Genomic DNA, 18,799 nt, shown 5'->3' with positions numbered 1-18,799 from the left:
GGAGACGCGAACCCAACTAAACAGGGTGTGAGCGAGACCGCTTAGCTCAATGAATCTGGAAGAATAGTGTCGTATCACACAAAGTGTGATGCAAACTATTCTGAAGCGGACACCTGTCTGCCCTGACGAGCTCAACTACACAGGATGCGAGCACTGACGCCAAGAAAGAAACCGTTGGAAGGTTAGTGCAGGAGATGACATAGTCATCTACAAACTAAACTGAAACGCAGTTCTTTCTGGAGGTGCAAGCTCAACTACAGGATGTGAGACAGGGCGTTCAGGCCAGTAACTAGAGAAATCTAGTGTAAAGCGATATAAAGAAAAAGCACACGAACTTAGGAAAGCCATAGTGTAGAGGGCTTCTACCTAGTTCATGTGCTTTTTTATGGAATTTAGAAAAACACACCTCAAATTTCTTTGAAGTGTGTTTCATTATCTAGATTAGTATTGCTCTAAATATGTATTTAATTCCCAGTCAGTTACTTGTTGTAAGTATTCTTGGCATTCAATACGTTTGCTTGATATAAAATTAGCTGTAATATGTGCACCTAGGGCATCTTGTACAACACTATCTAATTCTAATTCGTCTAAAGCGCGGGCTAATGAGTTAGGTAATTTATCAATACCACCATTTACTAATTCATCAGCAGTCATTTTGTAAACGTTACGAGAAATAGGTGCTGGTGCAACCATTTCATCTTCGATACCCTTAAGACCCGCACCTAAGATAGCTGCTAGCGCTAAATATGGGTTAGCCGCAGGGTCAACTGAACGTAATTCAACACGTGTAGATTTGCCTCGAGCTGACGGGATACGGATAAGTGGTGAACGGTTACGTGTAGACCATGCAATATTTACAGGCGCTTCATAGCCAGAAATTAAACGCTTGTATGAGTTCACAATTGGGTTAGCCACAGCGGTAATTGCTTTTGCATGTTCTAGGATACCAGCGATAAATTGCATAGCTGTTTCAGATAATTGTGTTTCACTATTTTCATCAAAGAATACATTTTCATTTCCTTTAAATAAAGACATGTTACAGTGCATACCTGAACCGTTAATACCATAAATTGGTTTTGGCATGAAGGTAGCATGTAAGTTGTATTTACGCGCGACAGTTTTAACGATCAATTTAAATAATTGAATTTTATCACAAGCATCAACAACATCAGTGTATTTAAAATCAATTTCGTGCTGGCCAATAGCAACCTCATGGTGAGAAGCTTCAACCTCGAAGCCAAGGTCTTCAAGGACTAATACGATTTCACGACGACAATTTTCACCTAAGTCTACGGGTGCAACATCAAAGTAACCACCAACATCATTTACGCGCGTAGTTGGGTTGCCATCTTCAGCAAGTTTGAACAAGAAGAACTCTGGTTCAGGACCTAAGTTGAAAGCTGAGAATCCGAAGTCATCTAATTTTTTCACCACTCGTTTTAAATTACCCCGAGGGTCAGCTGCAAATGGTTCACCTTCAGTTGTGTAAATATCACAAATTAAGATGGCAACTTTTCTATCATCAGAACCCCAAGGGAAAACTGTCCAAGTATTTAAATCTGGGTATAGCTTCATATCAGCTTCTTCAATACGGACAAAACCATCAATAGAAGAACCATCAAAGGCCATTTCGTTATCTAAAGCCTTATCTAGCTGTGATACGGGGATTTCAACGTTTTTTAAGATACCGTTAACATCCGAAAAAGCTAAGCGAATAAAATGTACATTTTTTTCTTTTGCGTCTTCAAAAATTGCTTCTCTTGTCCAAGTTGGCATAAAAAATTGCTCCTTTTTGTCGTCCTAAATTTAATTACTTGTGTATTATGAAACTATTTTTAATAGATTGCAAGCAGAAATTAACGTTTTGTGTTATAAAATATAACACAAAAATAGAAATTAACAAAAATCTCACATAAACTACATAAAATTCTCATATTTGCTATAATGAAATGCATGGAAAAAGAAAAAATGAGGATGAAGAATATGGTTATTTTAGGGGCAATAGTCAATGCAATCAGTATTGTATTTGGGGCCAGAGCTGGTACTACATTTGGTCACTTGTTAAAAGACAATACTAGAAAAGGGATAATGACAGCTGTTGCCTTGGTCGTTATTTTTATCGGCGTTCAAGGTGCACTTGAAACAGAAAATCTTATCGTTATGGTACTGTCATTAGTTGTAGGCACTATAATAGGAGAAATAGTTGATTTTGACGGAAAATTTAATCACCTCGCCTTAAAATTACAAGAAAAGGTTACCAGTAATAGTGATGCATCTACCTTTCAAGAAGCTTTTGTATCAGCTAGCTTATTTGTCGTTGTAGGTGCTATGGCAATTATTGGCTCCTTACAAAGTGGCTTATTTCTAGACCATAGCACGATGTATGCCAAGTCGATTTTAGATTTCGTATTCGTCTTTGTAATATCGTCAACACTCGGGATCGGTGCAGCTTTTGCGGCTATACCATTATTGATTTATGAATCCGGACTATCCCTATTATCTGCATCCATCGCACCGTTATTAGGGGAGATGGTGACTACAGAAATTGGTGCAGTAGGATCCTTACTCATTATGGGGTTAGGCTTTAACCTCCTACAAATTACCGACATTAAAGTCATGAATATTTCTCCATCTATGTTTATTCCGATAATCTTGATACCAATTTTCAACTTATTTTAGGCTATAATAGAAGAAAGTCGTTCAATGCGTATTCAAAATAGAGGAGAAAATTTTATGGAAATGTATACTTATATCGAAGCACTTGCCTCAAGTCAATCAGCACCTGGTGGAGGATCAGCAGCAGCTTATGCCGGTTCAATGGGCGCAGCACTTGGGAATATGGTTTTAAATATTACTATTGAAAAGCAGACAGGAGCGGATGTTGATTTACTAACAAGCCTTGTTGATCAAATGACCATTCATCAGCAAGCGTTATATACTTTGGTACAAGGAGACGAAGAGGCATCTAATCAGCTTTTTGGTGCATTTAAACTTTCAAAAGCCACTGAGGAAGAAAAGGTTGAACGGACTCGGGCTATTCAAGCAGGTTTAAAAATTGCTACAGAAGTTCCTCTAGAAATCATGCAACATGCAACAGCAGCATTAGAAATTATGACACAAGTGGCTAGTTTAGGTCGTAAGTCTGTTATGGCGGATGTGACCGTTGGCACAGCTATGTTAAAAACAGCTATTCAAGCCGCTAATGAAAATGTCGAAGAAAATGTCCTCTTATTGAAAGATGAAAGCTTGCAGACAGCATTCGACCAAGAAGGCAAAGACTTAATCCAAAAAAGTGAAACAGCTATCAATAAAATTACAGAAACAGTTGCAACTCGTTAAAAAAGCTAACAAATTGATCCATATAGATTGAATATGGATCTTTTTTTACGAAAAAATGGAGATTATCTTCCAAGGTACGAAGGGAAATAGGGCAAAATTTAACAAATACTTGCACATATTTAATGAAATCATTATAATTCTAAAAGAATAGTGCAAGAATAGGCAAAAATCACAATAAGAAAAGAGATGAAACAAGTTGGAAGAAAAAGGAAAAGAATCGCGATTACTTCGGATTCTAAATGGTATTGAGCGTGTGGGTAATAAGATGCCTTCACCGATTATGATTTTTATTTATCTGAGTATTCTAGTCATCCTAGCATCGTGGGTGATGAGTATGCTTGGTGTGTCGGTTGTAAATCCGGTAGATAATTCAGTTGTTGCCGTAAATAATTTACTAACAGGTGAATACTTTGCCCGCATGATAGCAGAAGCCGGGCCGAACTTTGCAAGTTTCCCTGCTTTATCGGCTGTATTAGTCATTATGCTTGGGGTAGGGATGGCAGAGAAGACTGGTTACTTTGAAGCAGTCTTAACGAATGTTGTAGAAAAAGCACCTAAGAAATATATTTTACTGATTATTATTTTTGCAGGTGTAATTGCTAATATCGCTGGAGATGCTGGTCCAATTGTATTGCCACCATTAGCGGCTTTAACATTCTTGAAAATTGGTTTAAATCCAATGGCTGGTGCAGTATTAGGATATGTATCTTCACTAGCAGCCTTTGCAGCAAATATCATGTTAGGTATGTCGGATGCTTTGGTATTCCCGTTTACAGAATCTGCAGCACAAACGATTTTACCAGATATTGAACTAAATGTTGCGATGAACTACTACTTCATCTTCGTATCAACATTCGTATTAGTACCGGTAATTTACTTCGTATTGACAAAGATTTCATTACCACAAATGGGGGAATATCAACCTGAATTTGCGGGTGAAGAATTACCTGCTGTTCACGAGGGTGGTTCATTATCTGATCAAGAAGTGAAAGCAGTAAAATATGCAAACTGGTCGTTATTAATAACCATCGTTATTGTTGCCGTTCTAGCTTTGATGCCCAATTCATTCTTGGCCAACCCTGAAACTGGCTCATTGATTTCTGATTCACCATTTATGAACGGTATCACAGTCATTATGACAATCATGTTCTTTGTACCAGGTTTTGTCTATGGGAAGATGACTGGTCAAGTTAAAGATTCACATGATTTAGCTCGGATATTATCTACTTCCATGGCGGATATGGGCAGTTTTATCGTGATTATCTTCTTCTCAAGTCAAATGATGGCATACTTCTCATGGTCTAACATGGGAACTGTTATCGCTATTGCAGGGGCAGGATTACTTGAAAATGCGAATGGTATCGTCTTGATCATTGGTTTTATTTTATTATCCGTGTTTGTAAACTTCTTTATTGGTTCAGCATCCGCAAAATGGGCCATTTTTGCACCAATTTTTGTACCAATGTTTATGCTACTAGGTTATCATCCTGCATTTACGCAAGTCATTTACCGTATTGGTGATGGTATTAGTAACCCACTAACACCTATGCAAGCGTATATACCAGTTGTACTCTCGGTATTATACAAATACGATAAAAGATCTGGTTTAGGTAGTTTAATATCAAACGTATTACCCTACTCAATCGCAATTGGTATCGTTTGGATTATCATGGCGATTATATGGTTCCTACTTGGTTTACCAGTTGGGCCAAACTCACCAGTTTCACTATAAATATATGTTTGAAAGCAGTCTACTTGGTTAGACTGCTTTTCTTATGTAGAATAGGCATATAATATGGAGACTAAAATTTAAGAGAAAGTTGGCGAATACATGGCAAGTGTAATTTTTGGTGGTCATCCAGAAATGGAAACATCAGCTTCCCATCAATTCCTATATGAAGCTAGACCAGATACGATTCCTTTTGTCCAAATTAAAAGACCATTCATTGAAGAAAATGTTAGGGCTTATCAAGAAGCTATCCTAGAAGCAGATAGATGGTTTTTGCAGTTTCCTTTATTTTGGTATCAAGCACCAGGATTAGTTGCTGATTTTATTCAAGAAGTTTTTAGTAAAACATTCATGGATAGCTATAGTAAAGATTTAAAGGGCAAGGAATTTGGTGTGATCATTTCAGTGGGAGTGCCTTTGAGACAATATCAAGCAGGTGGCCGAGAAGATGTAACGATTTCGGAATTGTTACGACCTTATCAATCATTTGCCCGTGCCATAGGTTTAAAATATCTTTCCCCCTTTGTATTAGCCCAACACTCTTATCAACCAGAACATATTCAACAAGATAATTTAGTTCGCTTTAGACAATACTTAGAACTACCAACACAAGCTAAATTTGTAGACCGTAATGCTTGGTTGATTCACCAATTAGAATTGATTGCCAATGAATTTGAGCAACCCTTACAAGAACAATTAAAATTAGTTGCGGCAGAATGGGCGGAGGAAATGGATAATTTGAGTGACATTGAAGCTCACTTACCTAAAACCAGCTGGCGTTAAAAGAGAAATAGCGCTTGTTGCGGCATCGTTGAATAAGGAGCGAAGTAAAGATATGGAAAAAAATTTGAAGTGGACAGAGGCAATCATTGATGAAGCAATTGAAACAGCTACAGACTACACAACTATTGCTATACTAAAAAAGGTCAAAGCTGAAATTGCGGAAACGGATAAACGCCTATTTCAAGCTCAGGGTCAGTTAGATGGTTTGGCTTGGAATCATGAAGAATGGTAAATTTTACCTTAAAAAAGAGGGTTAAACTGCTTGACTTATTGGATGACTTTGATAGAATTCAGTGAGAAGCGAATGCTTTATACGCAAATAATCTTGTGCAAGGGAGTCACTATGGCACCAATATCTTGGTGGAGTAGCAATTAATCTGGTAATAAGCGAGCTAGTGGAGGGTGCAAACTAGTCAAGGATTGATGGTGAATTACACATAGTCATAAAGATTCCGCCGGCTAGTGCCCGATAACGCACAATGAGTGGTTATAAACCAGGTGTTTATAACAATTTGGGTGGTAACACGGTAATTGATCGTCCCTGTCTAGGCTTTTCCAATTGGAAGTGCTTATGACAGGGACTTTTTTTATTTAAATAAATAGTAATAGGAGTGAAAAAATGAACATTATTGAAGAATTAGAATGGCGTGGTGCTATCAACCAACAAACGGATGAAGAAGGTTTAAAAGCATATATTGAAGACAATAAAATTAGCTTATACTGTGGGGTAGACCCAACTGGTGACTCTTTACATATCGGTCACTTAATTCCATTTATGGTCCTGAAACGATTCCAATTAGCAGGTCATCGTCCAGTGATCTTAATCGGTGGCGCTACGGGTTCAATTGGAGACCCATCAGGTAAATCAGAAGAGCGAAACCTACAAACAATGGAACAAGTAGAAAATAATGCGCGTAAACTAGCTAGTCAAATGGAAAACTTGTTCTTGAAAGAAAAAGATGCAGATTTCCGTATGGTAAATAACTATGACTGGACAAAAAACATGACCTTGCTTGATTTCTTGCGTAATATCGGGAAACGTTTCAATGTGAATACGATGATTAGAAAAGATATCGTGGCATCGCGTCTAGAAACAGGGATTTCATTTACAGAATTCTCATACCAAATTTTACAATCAATGGACTACTTACACTTATTTGAGAATGAAGACGTGCGTTTACAAATTGGTGGTGCAGATCAATGGGGGAATATTACCTCAGGTTTAGAATTAATCCGTAAAGAAGCCGGTGCAGATACCAAGGCTTTTGGATTAACAATCCCATTGATGTTGAAATCTGATGGTACAAAATTTGGTAAGACAGCTGGTGGTGCAATTTGGTTAGATCCAGAAAAAACTTCACCATACGAGTTCTACCAATTCTGGTTAAACCAAAATGATGCAGATGTAGTGAAATACTTGAAGTACTTCACTTTCCTAAGTAAAGAAGAAATCGATGCTTTAGAAGAAAAGGTTGCCACTGAACCAGAAAAACGCGAAGCACAACGTCGTCTAGCAGAAGAAATGACAACCTTTGTTCATGGTGAAGCTGGTCTTCAAGATGCGCAAACGATTACTGACGCTTTATTCCAAGGAAATATTGCTGACTTATCTGCAAAACAAATTGAGCAAGGTTTTAAAAATATGCCAGGATCAACCATGCCAAAAGAGGCGAACAACTTAGCAGTTTGGCTAGTAGATGCTGGAATTGAAAGCTCACGTCGTCAATCACGTGAAGACATTAACAATGGTGCCATTTACGTCAACGGCCAACGTATACAAGACGTTGACTACGAAATCTCATCTGCAGACGCAATTGAAGGTAAATATATTGTTGTCCGTCGTGGTAAGAAAAAATATTTCTTAGTAACTATCGAGGACGCATAAACCATTATATATTTTTGCGCTAAGACTTGGACACTGTTCCAGGTCTTTTTTTAATACATTTTTATGTGGTTTCGTATACGTAAAAATCTCTTTAAAACGCTTAGTAAAACTTACAGTCACAAGAGCTTTGGTTTGTCGAGATTAACCTTATTTATGCGTATATAGTAATAAGAGGAGTGATTATATTGTTTATTAAAAGACGACCATTATTCTTGTTGACTTGTATTTGTATATTGATGTACACCAGCTTCCAAGCAGAAGCTATTTTTGCCAAAAGTAAGGTAAACATAGGGACAATTCCAGCTGACCAACAAGTAAGCAGCCAAGTTTACGATACAAACACTAAACGGCAAAACGTCATTTTGACTGCTACTGACCTAATCGGCATACCTTATATATGGGGTGGCAATGATCTGTCTGGATTTGACTGTTCTGGTTTGATCGAATATGTTTTTAAGAATAATGGGATCTATATGCCTAGAACTACTCACCAGCAGCAATACATTGGTGAACGCATTGCGCTTGATCAAGTTCAACCGGGAGACCTTTATTTCTTTGAAGAAGATGGACAAGTCTACCATGTTGCCCTGGCACTAGCGGATGGTTATTATTTACACGCACCCAGTCCAGGGAAAAGGGTTACTTATGGTCATGTTAATCGATTTTCACCACAATTCGCTAATCGTGTAATATTCAATTAAAAGACTTAGTTCGCCAATCTCTTCATCAAACACTTGAATAAATATAGAAAGCAATATCATTTGATCAAAACACGACTGATAGTAAATGTCGACGTTCCCCTTAAAATACTGCTGAATTATGATATACTATTACGGAACGAGAATAGACAAATATTAGGGGGCACTCATTCGTGGCTGAAAATAAAGAAACATTTTATATTACGACACCGATTTACTACCCAAGTGGTAAATTACATATCGGGAATACATATACTACTGTCGCATCTGATACACTTGCACGCTATAAACGTGCGAATGGCTTTGATGTGATGTTTTTAACTGGTGCAGATGAGCACGGGCAAAAAATTCAACAAAAAGCAGCAGAACAAGGTATCTCACCTCAAGAATACGTTGATGGTATGGCTGCAGGTATGCAAGAATTATGGCAGACAATGAAAATTTCAAATGATATTTTTATGCGTACTTCAAGCAAACAACACGTTGAAGCGATTCAAGCGATTTTTGAGCGTTTATTAGCACAAGGCGATATTTACTTAGGTGAATATGAAGGTTGGTATTCAGTATCTGATGAAGAATTCTTTACTGAAACACAATTAGCAGAAGTTTATAAGGATGAAAATGGCAAAGTAATCGGGGGTAAAGCACCATCTGGTCATGATGTAGAGTTAGTAAAAGAAGAATCTTACTTCTTTAGAATGAGCAAGTATGCAGACCGTCTTTTACAATACTATGAAGAAAATCCTTCATTTATCCAACCTGAAACGCGTAAAAATGAAATGATCAATAACTTTATTAAACCAGGACTAGAGGACTTAGCGGTTTCACGTACGTCTTTCAATTGGGGAATACCGGTTAAATCTAATCCTAAACACGTTGTTTACGTTTGGATCGATGCTTTAGCAAACTATATTACAGCATTAGGATATCCTAATGTGGATGCTGAAAACTTTAAAAAATTCTGGCCAGCAAATATTCACTTTGTAGGAAAAGAAATTGTACGTTTCCATACGATTTATTGGCCAATTATGCTGATGGCTTTAGACTTGCCGCTACCAAAACAAATCTTTGGGCACGGATGGTTATTAATGCAAGATGGTAAAATGTCTAAATCTAAAGGGAATGTCGTATATCCAGAAATGTTAGTAGAACGGTACGGTTTGGATGCATTGCGCTATTACTTAATGCGTGAAGTGAAATTTGGTTCAGATGGGGTATTTACACCAGATAACTTTATCAACCGCATTAACTATGACTTAGCAAATGACTTAGGGAATTTATTAAACCGTACGATTTCTATGGTAAATAAATACTTGGGAGGTCAAGTGGGGGCATACCCAGGTCAAGTAACGGACTTTGATGCACCATTAGAAGCATGTATTGCGTCTGAAGTAGCTGCTTACCACCAAGCAATGGATGACTTGCAATTTAGTGTAGCTTTAGACCACGTATGGGAAATCATCTCACGTACCAACAAATATATTGATGAAACAGCACCTTGGATTCTAGCTAAAGATGAAGCAGAAGCTGAAAAATTACAGTCAGTAATGTACCATTTAGTGGATTCATTACGTATTATTGCGATCTTAATTCAACCAGTTATGGTTGAAACACCAGCGAATATCTTTGAACAGTTAGGCTTAGATTTCGCTGAAAATGCAGGGTTTGAAAATGCTAAAGTTGCTTTATACCCAGAGACAATTAAAGTAGTTGAAAAAGGGCAACCAATCTTCCCGCGTCTAGACCATGATGAAGAGGTCGCTTATATTCAAGCACAAATGGCAGCTACAAAACCTGGTGAGGATGAAGAGGAAGCAGAAAGTTTTAATCCGGAAGAAACTGAATTAATTTCTACTAAGGACAAACAAATCAAGTATGATGTATTTGATAAAGTTGAAATCAAAGTAGCAGAAGTCATTGATGCAGACTTTGTTGAAGGGGCAGATAAATTATTGAAATTCCGATTGGATGCAGGTGACAAAGGACATCGTCAAATCTTATCTGGTATTCGTGAATTCTATCCAGATCCAAGTGTCTTAATCGGTAAAAAAGTTTGTATTATTGCAAACTTGAAACCACGTAAAATGAAGGGAGAGATCTCTCAGGGGATGATCCTTTCTGCAGAACACGATGGTAAACTACAAGTTGTATTTGCGCCTGAAAACGCAGAAAATGGTAGTGAAATAGCTTAATGCTAATGTGATTAAGGGGCTGTTGTCACAGCCCCTTTTTCTAAGTAAAGAAGGGAAATATATGTTATTTGATACACATACACATTTAAATGTAGATGATTTTGATGAGGATCGAGAAGAAACCATTATTCGAGCGAGACATGCCGGGGTAAAAGGTTTTGCTTTAGTAGGATTTAACTATCATACGATTAACCGTGCCAAAGAAATGACAAAGGCAAATGGGGATATGGTAGGCATCTACGGTTGGCATCCAACAGAAGCAGTGGATTATAATGTTGAGGCTGAAAAATATCTACTCTCTAACTTAGAAGACGACCGTGTAGTTGCTGTTGGAGAAACGGGATTAGACTATTACTGGGACACAAGTCCTCGTGAAGTGCAAGAAAAGGTCTTTCGTCGTCAATTAGCCATCGCTAGAGAGTTTCATTTACCTATTGTCATCCATAATAGAGAGGCGACGGCTGATTGTTACCGCATTTTAAAAGAAGAAAAAGTGGGCGACTTCGGTGGTATCATGCATTCTTTTGGTGAGACACCGGAATGGGTTGAGAAATTCTTAGACTTAGGTATGCATATCTCCTTCTCTGGTGTAGCGACCTTTAAAAAGACAGTAGAAGTTCGTGAAGCGGCTAAACTGGTACCGGATGACAAGCTTTTGATTGAAACGGATTCACCATATTTAGCGCCTGTACCCAAACGCGGTAAACGCAATGAGTCTGCATTTGTAGCTTATGTAGCAGAAACATTGGCAGCAACACGTGAAAGCGCGATAGCAGATTTTGAAGCACAAACTTTCCAAAATGCCCTAGATTTATTTGCGCTTGATTTTGATGGTCAAGCACTAGTGAAGAGAAAGTAGTGGCGTGATATGACTACTGACAGTAAGCGAACACCAACAAATGAAAAGAAAGTGATTAAACAGGTCATTGTCGTTGAAGGAAAATCAGATACCCAACGATTAAAACGTCTGTATGATGTAACGACCATTGAAACGAATGGATCTGCTGTTGACCAGGCCACATTGCATGAAATCAAACAGGCACAGGAACTTCATGGTGTCATCGTCTTTACCGATCCAGATATTTCCGGGACGAAAATACGGCAAGCGGTGGTTGATGCTGTACCAGGAGTCCAACATGCTTTTATTGAACGGTCTGAAGCTAAACCACATCATAAAGGTAGTTTAGGGGTAGAGCATGCGTCTGATTTAGCAATTGAAAATGCCTTGGCGAATGTTTACCAGTTGGCGGATAGTTCAGCAAGCCATGACTTAACACCAATTGCAAAAAAAGATTTGATGGCTTTACGATTGATTGGGACACCGGATGCAAAAGACCGTAGAGCGTATCTATCTAGTCAACTACATTTAGGTTATGTAAATGGTAAACAGCTTGCGAAACGATTGGCCCTTTTCCAAATATCTTTAGACCAAGTAGCAAAGGTACTAGAAAATTACCAAAAGAAATAGGTGAAAAATATGAATGAACCATTTAAATATATCGCAACGCCATCAAGAACGGGTGCTATTCTAAAAAAATTCAATTTGGATGCCAAAAAATCACTAGGGCAAAACTTCTTAACTGAACCACAAATTCTACAACATATGATTGATGTAGCAGGGGTGGATAAAGATACGAATGCAATTGAAATTGGACCAGGTATAGGCGCTTTAACAGAGTTTTTAGCTATTAATGCTAAGGAAGTCTTAGCTTTTGAAATTGATCAACGCTTATTACCAGTTTTAGCCGATACCTTGAGTGCATATGACAATGTGACCATTAAACATCAAGACATCTTGGAAGCCGACTTGAATGCCACAATGGCAGCATTTCCGCCTGCAGACCGTACGGTAGTAGTAGCAAATTTACCGTATTATATTACAACACCCATTATCTTCAATCTACTTGAAGCAAGCTTCCACTTTGATCAGTTTATCTTGATGATGCAAAAAGAGGTGGCAGAACGGTTAACGGCAGCACCAGGTACAAAAGCGTACGGGTCACTTTCAGTTGCTATCCAATATTATTGTGATGCGGAAATTGCATTTACAGTACCTCGGACGGTCTTTAATCCACAACCAAATGTTGATTCTGCTATCTTGGCCTTAAATAAGTTAGACAAACCACGAATTCATGTGCAGAACGAAGCCTTCTTCTTCCATTTAGTACGTTCAAGCTTCAAACAACGTCGTAAGACCATTTGGAATAACTTACGTGCAGCATTCGGTAAAGATGAAGCCGTTGTAGAAAAGATGTTAAAGTCACTTGAGGTTGCTGGTATTGACCAAAAACAACGAGCAGAGACATTGACAATTGCTGATTTTGGACGCCTAGCAGACGCGCTATATCAACACGACTTAGTCTTCCAAGACTAAGATGATTTAACCTAAAAATATACCGAATTTTTTTAGTTATACTTCTTGACAATAAAAGACAAAAATGGTATTTAATTCCCTTGCATTTTATGATATACTATAAAGTAGAGAGGTGAGGGCATGCCAAATAATATTGCAACTATTAAAGCTGAACTTGAAGGAAAAATCGGTGAACGCGTCCATCTAACGCAACAGATTGGTCGCAAACGCGTGATGAAACGCCAAGGGGTGCTTAGCGACACTTTCCCTGCTGTTTTCGTGGTTGAATTAGACCAAGAGGAAAATAAATTCGAACGCATCTGCTATAGTTATTCCGATGTGTTAACTGAGTCAGTCGAAATCGAATTCGAATAAGCGATTGAAATCATATATATTATACGACATTAAAAACCGTCAGTATCTAGCTTCACTAGTTGAGTGCTTGGTATTGTGGTTTTTTCTTTTTAATCTGTGATATTTTTGGTAAACTTATTGATAATTACACGGGAAAATATAGGATGGGAGGTTTGCTTATGATGGATGGAGAAGTAGCACCGGCAAAAATCAACCTTGCTCAAGATATATTATTTCGTCGCTCAGACAACTATCATGAAGTGGCAATGGTAATGGCATCTATTGATTTATCTGATTACCTTACTTTTGAGTTGATTCCAGAAGATAAAATTATTGTAGAAACTAGTCGTGCTTTTTTGCCAGAGGATAACCGTAATCATGCTTATCAAGCGGCTCAGCTAATGAAAAAACTAGGGAATATTAAAACAGGTGTACATATTTCTATCGATAAGCGAATCCCGGTCGCAGCAGGATTAGGTGGTGGCTCAACGGATGCGGCAGCGGTATTTCGGAAGCTGAATACTTTGTGGGATATCCACTTACCTTTGAATGAATTACAGACATTGGCAAACCAAGTTGGATCTGATGTAGCTTATTCGATTGCAGGTGGAACGGCTTTAGTGGAAGGTCGTGGAGAAAAAATCCGCCAAATTCAACCGATACCTAAATGTTGGGTTATCCTAGCGAAACCGGCTATTTCAGTTTCTACCCGAAAGATTTTCAAGCAATTAGAAATTGAACGTTTGAACTATGAACCGAATGCACCAAAAGTATTGAAAGCGCTAGAGTCTGGGTCTTATGAGGACCTTATGGCTGCAATTGGTAATTCATTAGAGTCAGTGACGTTTAATCAACATCCACAATTGGCCCAATTAAAAAAACAAATGCACCATTTTGGTGCAGATGGGGTAACCATGTCTGGTTCAGGGCCAACGATTATTGGTTTTACACAAGTTCATAGCCGAGGTCAACGCATCTATAACGCTTTAAGAGGTTTTTGCAAAGAAGTTTATATGGTACGAGTAATGCCTGAAATAAATGAAGCATTCAGAGACAAATAAATGTTAAGGAAAAGGTCGAGCTAGAACTCGACTTTTTTACTTGCTAGCTTTTTGTAAGTGTGCTATATTAGCTTTTGTCAAATCGTACCGGTTACGATTTATTTTGGTTTAGTGTTGATATCAATAGTCATTTGAAAAGGAGAAAATTGTGAATAAATTGACACGTATACTTGGTGTACTTGCCTTAACAGCAATTACTTTTTTAGCGGCCTGTAGTAATCACCAAGGGACATCAAACACAAATGATGAAGCTAGCTTAAAGATTGTGACCACCTTTTACCCAATGCAAGCACTAACCAATGCGGTAGTTGGGCAGGATGCTGGTGTGACAGTGATGATGGAAAATGCAGATGCGCATGAATATGAACCAAGTGCTCGAGATATTGCGACGTTAAATGAAGCAGATGTCTTTGTATATAATAGTGAGGATATGGAGACGTTTGTACCAACCTTACTTGAATCGATTGATAATCCTGATTTAACGATCATCAAAGCTGCTTCAGATATCGAGTTGATCGATGGTGATGTCGAAACAGTAGGTGAAACAACAGAGGACACACATTCGGATGAGGCCCACCAAGAAACAGAAGACCATGACCATGAAGGACATAGTCATGAAACGGACCCACATACTTGGCTGGATCCGGTAAATGCAGTGGCTGAAACGCGGACGATTGCTAATGCGTTAACAGAAGCAGATCCTGATAACGCTGAGACTTATCAAGAGAATGCTGAACAATTTGCTAACGACATGATGGCTGTTCACGAAGAATATGCAAGCATTTTTGAAGCAGCAGAAACAAAAACCTTCTTAACAGAACATGCTGCCTTTGGATATTTAGCTAATCGTTATGGTTTACATCAAGCAGCAGTTACAGGATTAACAGATTCAGCTGAACCATCGCCTAAACGTATTGCCGATATCGTTTCTTATATGGAAGAAAACAATATATCTGTTATTTATGGACAAACTGGTGGCGCTACTGAAATTGCTACAACAATTGCTTCAGAAATAGACGGAAATGTTGGTGAATTACAGTCAATGGAGCGTGCTGATACCAGCCAGTATCCAGCAGATGGGGACGGTTTTATTGCAGTAATGAAAGCTAATTTAGAGAGTTTGGCAAAGGGCATCCAAAAAGATATTTAAATATAGAAAATAAAGGAGGGATACGATGCATTATATAGAAGTAAAGAATTTAGGTTTTTCCTGGGACAAGGAACCCGTATTAAATGATATTTCCTTTACCGTAGATCAGGGAGAATTCGTCATCTTAACTGGGGAAAACGGCGCAGCAAAATCAACCTTATTACGTAATATACTTGGTCTTTTATCACCTGACCAAGGCACTGCCAAGATTTCTAAAACCAATGCAGCTGGACAAAAATTACAGGTAGGCTATGTACCTCAAACTTTAAACAGCTTTAATGCAGGCTTTCCAAGTACAGTGTATGAATTCGTAGCGTCTGGCCGTTTCCAACAAGATCGTTGGTTTAAAAAACTAGATGAAAATGACAAATTACATATCGAGAGGGCTTTAAAATCAGTAGGTATGGAAGAGCAACGCGATAAAAAAATTGGTGATCTTTCTGGTGGACAAAAACAACGAATAGGCTTAGCTCGCATCTTTGCGACTGACCCCGATTTATTTATATTAGATGAGCCAACTACCGGAATGGATAAGAAATCTCGAGCGGCTTTCTATGATTTATTACGACACAATACAGAGAAACATGGGAAAGCTATTCTAATGGTTACCCATGATGACAATATTATAGATGATTATTACGATAAAAGGATTCATTTAGTAAGAGAGGAGAATTCGCCTTGGAGATGTTTCAGTATGAGTTCATGGGACGGGCATTCATAGCCGCAACTGCTATTTCCTTTATTTCCCCAATTCTAGGTTTACTATTAATTATGCGTAAGCAATCATTAATGGCGGATACTTTAGCCCATATTTCATTAGCTGGGGTTGCGTTTGGTTATCTACTTAGTGTAGAGCCAACAATTACAACAATCTTATTTGTGGCAGCAGCAGCTTTAATCTTAGAATATTTACGGGTAATTTATGCCAATTACTCTGATATTTCCGTAGCTATGATGATGTCAGGGGGCATGGCCTTAGCTTTATTACTTTTGAATCAGGTGAATTCAGCTGCATCAGTTAATGCTTACCTGTTTGGTTCAATTGTGACGGTTTCATCTTTACAAGTATATATTTTAGTTGGTTTAGCTATTTTTATCTCAGCTGGTTACTTAATTTTTAAACGACCTTTATATTTAATTTCATTTGATGAAAATACGGCCTATACTGCAGGATTACCTGTTCGATTTATTTCAGTTATCTTTTCAATTATTACGGGTATGGCCATTGCTTTGATTATGCCAATTGCCGGTTCCTTACTAGTATCCGCGATTATTGTTATGCCTGCAGCAATTGCACTTCGACTGATGAAAAATTTTGATTCAGTCATCATAGTGGGCATTATTATCGCCATGTTTGGCATGTTTACTGGACTGACAATGTCTTATTATCTGGATACACCACCAGGTGCAACCATTGTAGGGATATTTGTTATATTATTTATCATTGAGAGTGGTTTTCTTAAAATCACTAAAGGCTAATTACGAATGTTTAGAAAATGAGCTAGTTCATATATGAATTGGCTCATTTTTTTATGTTTTAGAAAAAATAAACGAACATTATGACAAATTTTCCTTTCATATTGGATAAATTCAATATATAATGAATATCAATACAAGAAGAATTTGAAAGGTTGGACTATATGAAAATCAAACGTAGCCCGCGTCTAGTGGACATGACACAATATTTATTATCCCATCCACATAAGTTGGTTTCTTTAACATTTTTTGTGTCACGTTATGAATCAGCGAAATCATCCATTTCTGAAGATTTGACAATTTTAAAAGAACAATTTGAATTAAGTGGATTTGGAAGAATCGAAACTGTAGCTGGAGCTGCTGGTGGTGTCATATATATTCCAATGATGTCAGAAGAAGAAGCAGTTGTAGAAGTTGAGAACTTGATTTACCAATTAGAAGCCGCAGATGATCGGATTTTGCCAGGTGGTTATTTCTACTTAACAGACCTATTAAGTGACCCAGATCAATTACGTAAAATTGGTAAGATTATTGCAAGCTACTATGCAGAATCAAAAGCGACTGCCATCATGACAATTGCCACAAAAGGTGTACCAATTGCACAGATGGTTGCATTATACTTGAATATACCATTTGTCATTGTACGTCGTGATTCAAAAGTAACAGAAGGCTCAACAGTTTCTATTAACTATGCTACAAAAGGTACAAGTCGTGTAGAAAAAATGGAATTAACAAAGTCTTCACTACCACAAGGTTCACACGTATTAGTCATTGATGATTTCTTGAATGGTGGAGGGACGATTACCGGGATGAATTCAATGTTAAAAGAATTCAACTCAACATGTGCAGGGATTGCTGTATTATGTGAGTCTGATACACCGGACCGCGAAATCGACTTTGACTACCAATCATTGATTAAAGTACAAAAAGATCCATCATTCGCTAAAGGATTTGAACTAACACTAGGTACAATGTTTAAAGACTAAATAACCAGATAAAGGCCTATAGACGAATTAGGAAAATGGGCTCTACAATATATAGGACTGATGACTTTTAAAAAAAGTCATTGGTTCTTTTTTTTTACAAAAAAAGAGGAATCTCCATTATCATATAGTTAACGACAACCATGATAAGATAGGAGATTCCCCGTATGAATAAGTTTATCAATACCACGTTACAATTGAAAGATGAAAATATTATTTTTGAGGATAACGTTGAAGAAATGATTGTTAAGAATATAAAGTCACTAATCTATTTCGGCAAGTTAGATGTAAATCCTCAGTATTGTCCAGCCTGCGGCTGTGTTAAACGAGGAAATAGTATCGTTAAGAATGGATCTAAAAAATCAAGAATTACGCTAACAAAGATATCAGGGTTACCTGCTTACTTTGAATTAAGCAAGCAACGCTATCACTGTAGAGAATGCGATAGCTACTTCACTGCTAAATCAGAGATAGTCGGTGATTACTGTTTTATTTCTAAGCGCGTTAAACAGATGGTATTAGACTTTGCAACCAATGCTTTGACCCTTAAACATATCGCTGAGGCATGTAATGTCTCTGATCATACAGTTCAACGGGTAATTGATGGTACTGGTAAGGATCTTAAACCTAGCATCTTCGATGCATTACCAGAGCATATTGCTTTCGATGAATTCAAAGGTGTAAAGCATGCCGAAGGAAATATGAGCTTTGTGTTTATAGATAATACGAATTCACAGATCGTTGATGTGTTGGGAGATCGCAGGAAATTCAAGCTACGTGATTACTTTTTTGCCTA

The 18,799-nt window shown here is 37.8% G+C and carries 19 protein-coding genes; 18 read left to right on the top strand and 1 reads right to left on the bottom strand.

Going from position 1 to position 18,799, the window contains the following annotated elements:
* Positions 1 to 441: 441 nt before the first annotated feature.
* Positions 442 to 1,776 carry a type I glutamate--ammonia ligase gene (glnA, locus tag HMPREF3116_RS05125; protein WP_070468119.1) on the bottom strand — a complete coding sequence of 445 codons (1,335 nt, stop codon included), beginning with the start codon at positions 1,774 to 1,776 and terminating at the stop codon, positions 442 to 444.
* A gap of 207 nt (positions 1,777 to 1,983) precedes the next feature.
* On the opposite strand from glnA, the gene HMPREF3116_RS05120 reads away from it, so the two are divergent.
* The 18 genes from HMPREF3116_RS05120 to HMPREF3116_RS08755 all read left to right on the top strand — a co-directional run.
* Positions 1,984 to 2,679 carry a DUF554 domain-containing protein gene (locus HMPREF3116_RS05120; protein WP_070468118.1) on the top strand — a complete coding sequence of 232 codons (696 nt, stop codon included), beginning with the start codon at positions 1,984 to 1,986 and terminating at the stop codon, positions 2,677 to 2,679.
* 54 nt (positions 2,680 to 2,733) lie between these two features.
* Positions 2,734 to 3,339, top strand: a complete 606-nt coding sequence (locus HMPREF3116_RS05115) for a cyclodeaminase/cyclohydrolase family protein (protein ID WP_070468117.1) — start codon at positions 2,734 to 2,736, stop codon at positions 3,337 to 3,339.
* A 196-nt stretch (positions 3,340 to 3,535) separates the two neighbouring features.
* Complete coding sequence (locus HMPREF3116_RS05110; RefSeq protein ID WP_070468116.1) at positions 3,536 to 5,071, top strand: AbgT family transporter; 1,536 nt, start codon at positions 3,536 to 3,538, stop codon at positions 5,069 to 5,071.
* Between the two features lie 99 nt (positions 5,072 to 5,170).
* A complete protein-coding gene (locus tag HMPREF3116_RS05105) occupies positions 5,171 to 5,851 on the top strand; it encodes an NAD(P)H-dependent oxidoreductase (protein ID WP_070468115.1) in 681 nt (226 codons plus the stop codon).
* Between the two features lie 52 nt (positions 5,852 to 5,903).
* Positions 5,904 to 6,083 carry a hypothetical protein gene (locus tag HMPREF3116_RS05100; RefSeq protein ID WP_070468114.1) on the top strand — a complete coding sequence of 60 codons (180 nt, stop codon included), beginning with the start codon at positions 5,904 to 5,906 and terminating at the stop codon, positions 6,081 to 6,083.
* A 387-nt stretch (positions 6,084 to 6,470) separates the two neighbouring features.
* Positions 6,471 to 7,736, top strand: a complete 1,266-nt coding sequence (gene tyrS / locus HMPREF3116_RS05095) for a tyrosine--tRNA ligase (protein ID WP_070468113.1) — start codon at positions 6,471 to 6,473, stop codon at positions 7,734 to 7,736.
* A 185-nt stretch (positions 7,737 to 7,921) separates the two neighbouring features.
* Positions 7,922 to 8,437, top strand: coding sequence for a C40 family peptidase (locus tag HMPREF3116_RS05090; RefSeq protein WP_070468112.1), 516 nt, complete (start codon positions 7,922 to 7,924; stop codon positions 8,435 to 8,437).
* Positions 8,438 to 8,607: 170 nt separating this feature from the next.
* On the top strand, positions 8,608 to 10,626 hold the full coding sequence (gene metG / locus HMPREF3116_RS05085) for a methionine--tRNA ligase (RefSeq protein WP_070468111.1): 2,019 nt from the start codon (positions 8,608 to 8,610) through the stop codon (positions 10,624 to 10,626).
* Positions 10,627 to 10,687: 61 nt separating this feature from the next.
* Complete coding sequence (locus HMPREF3116_RS05080) at positions 10,688 to 11,485, top strand: TatD family hydrolase (protein ID WP_070468110.1); 798 nt, start codon at positions 10,688 to 10,690, stop codon at positions 11,483 to 11,485.
* Between the two features lie 9 nt (positions 11,486 to 11,494).
* On the top strand, positions 11,495 to 12,094 hold the full coding sequence (rnmV, locus tag HMPREF3116_RS05075) for a ribonuclease M5 (RefSeq protein ID WP_070468109.1): 600 nt from the start codon (positions 11,495 to 11,497) through the stop codon (positions 12,092 to 12,094).
* A 9-nt stretch (positions 12,095 to 12,103) separates the two neighbouring features.
* Entirely contained in the window at positions 12,104 to 13,000 is an 897-nt protein-coding gene (rsmA, locus tag HMPREF3116_RS05070) for a 16S rRNA (adenine(1518)-N(6)/adenine(1519)-N(6))-dimethyltransferase RsmA (protein WP_070468108.1), read from the top strand.
* A 120-nt stretch (positions 13,001 to 13,120) separates the two neighbouring features.
* Positions 13,121 to 13,354, top strand: coding sequence for a Veg family protein (locus HMPREF3116_RS05065; protein ID WP_003143068.1), 234 nt, complete (start codon positions 13,121 to 13,123; stop codon positions 13,352 to 13,354).
* Between the two features lie 158 nt (positions 13,355 to 13,512).
* Entirely contained in the window at positions 13,513 to 14,394 is an 882-nt protein-coding gene (ispE, locus tag HMPREF3116_RS05060) for a 4-(cytidine 5'-diphospho)-2-C-methyl-D-erythritol kinase (protein WP_070468107.1), read from the top strand.
* Between the two features lie 148 nt (positions 14,395 to 14,542).
* On the top strand, positions 14,543 to 15,544 hold the full coding sequence (locus tag HMPREF3116_RS05055) for a metal ABC transporter solute-binding protein, Zn/Mn family (RefSeq protein WP_070468106.1): 1,002 nt from the start codon (positions 14,543 to 14,545) through the stop codon (positions 15,542 to 15,544).
* A 25-nt stretch (positions 15,545 to 15,569) separates the two neighbouring features.
* Entirely contained in the window at positions 15,570 to 16,265 is a 696-nt protein-coding gene (locus tag HMPREF3116_RS05050) for a metal ABC transporter ATP-binding protein (RefSeq protein ID WP_070468105.1), read from the top strand.
* Entirely contained in the window at positions 16,223 to 17,023 is an 801-nt protein-coding gene (locus HMPREF3116_RS05045) for a metal ABC transporter permease (protein ID WP_083272771.1), read from the top strand. The genes HMPREF3116_RS05050 and HMPREF3116_RS05045 overlap by 43 nt, the downstream gene beginning before the upstream one ends.
* A 161-nt stretch (positions 17,024 to 17,184) precedes the next feature.
* Complete coding sequence (purR, locus tag HMPREF3116_RS05040) at positions 17,185 to 18,006, top strand: pur operon repressor (RefSeq protein ID WP_070468103.1); 822 nt, start codon at positions 17,185 to 17,187, stop codon at positions 18,004 to 18,006.
* A 164-nt stretch (positions 18,007 to 18,170) separates the two neighbouring features.
* Positions 18,171 to 18,799 (top strand): transposase family protein (locus tag HMPREF3116_RS08755; RefSeq protein ID WP_148129219.1); only part of this gene is annotated, 629 nt, incomplete at its 3' end.

Source organism: Aerococcus sp. HMSC10H05 (assembly GCF_001806975.1).
In the GTDB taxonomy this organism is placed as follows: Bacteria; Bacillota; Bacilli; order Lactobacillales; family Aerococcaceae; genus Aerococcus; species Aerococcus viridans_B.
This window is presented reverse-complemented; position numbering and strand designations above follow the sequence as displayed.

What these genes read in the sequence shown, in the direction of transcription:
- HMPREF3116_RS05100 (WP_070468114.1), top strand. Translation starts at nt 5,904, where the DNA reads ATGGAAAAAAATTTGAAGTGGACAGAGGCAATCATTGATGAAGCAATT.
- HMPREF3116_RS05120 (WP_070468118.1), top strand. Translation starts at nt 1,984, where the DNA reads ATGGTTATTTTAGGGGCAATAGTCAATGCAATCAGTATTGTATTTGGG.
- ispE (WP_070468107.1), top strand. Translation starts at nt 13,513, where the DNA reads ATGATGGATGGAGAAGTAGCACCGGCAAAAATCAACCTTGCTCAAGAT.
- HMPREF3116_RS05080 (WP_070468110.1), top strand. Translation starts at nt 10,688, where the DNA reads ATGTTATTTGATACACATACACATTTAAATGTAGATGATTTTGATGAG.
- rnmV (WP_070468109.1), top strand. Translation starts at nt 11,495, where the DNA reads ATGACTACTGACAGTAAGCGAACACCAACAAATGAAAAGAAAGTGATT.
- HMPREF3116_RS05105 (WP_070468115.1), top strand. Translation starts at nt 5,171, where the DNA reads ATGGCAAGTGTAATTTTTGGTGGTCATCCAGAAATGGAAACATCAGCT.
- glnA (WP_070468119.1), bottom strand. Translation starts at nt 1,776, where the DNA reads ATGCCAACTTGGACAAGAGAAGCAATTTTTGAAGACGCAAAAGAAAAA.
- purR (WP_070468103.1), top strand. Translation starts at nt 17,185, where the DNA reads ATGAAAATCAAACGTAGCCCGCGTCTAGTGGACATGACACAATATTTA.
- HMPREF3116_RS05050 (WP_070468105.1), top strand. Translation starts at nt 15,570, where the DNA reads ATGCATTATATAGAAGTAAAGAATTTAGGTTTTTCCTGGGACAAGGAA.
- rsmA (WP_070468108.1), top strand. Translation starts at nt 12,104, where the DNA reads ATGAATGAACCATTTAAATATATCGCAACGCCATCAAGAACGGGTGCT.
- HMPREF3116_RS05065 (WP_003143068.1), top strand. Translation starts at nt 13,121, where the DNA reads ATGCCAAATAATATTGCAACTATTAAAGCTGAACTTGAAGGAAAAATC.
- tyrS (WP_070468113.1), top strand. Translation starts at nt 6,471, where the DNA reads ATGAACATTATTGAAGAATTAGAATGGCGTGGTGCTATCAACCAACAA.
- HMPREF3116_RS05115 (WP_070468117.1), top strand. Translation starts at nt 2,734, where the DNA reads ATGGAAATGTATACTTATATCGAAGCACTTGCCTCAAGTCAATCAGCA.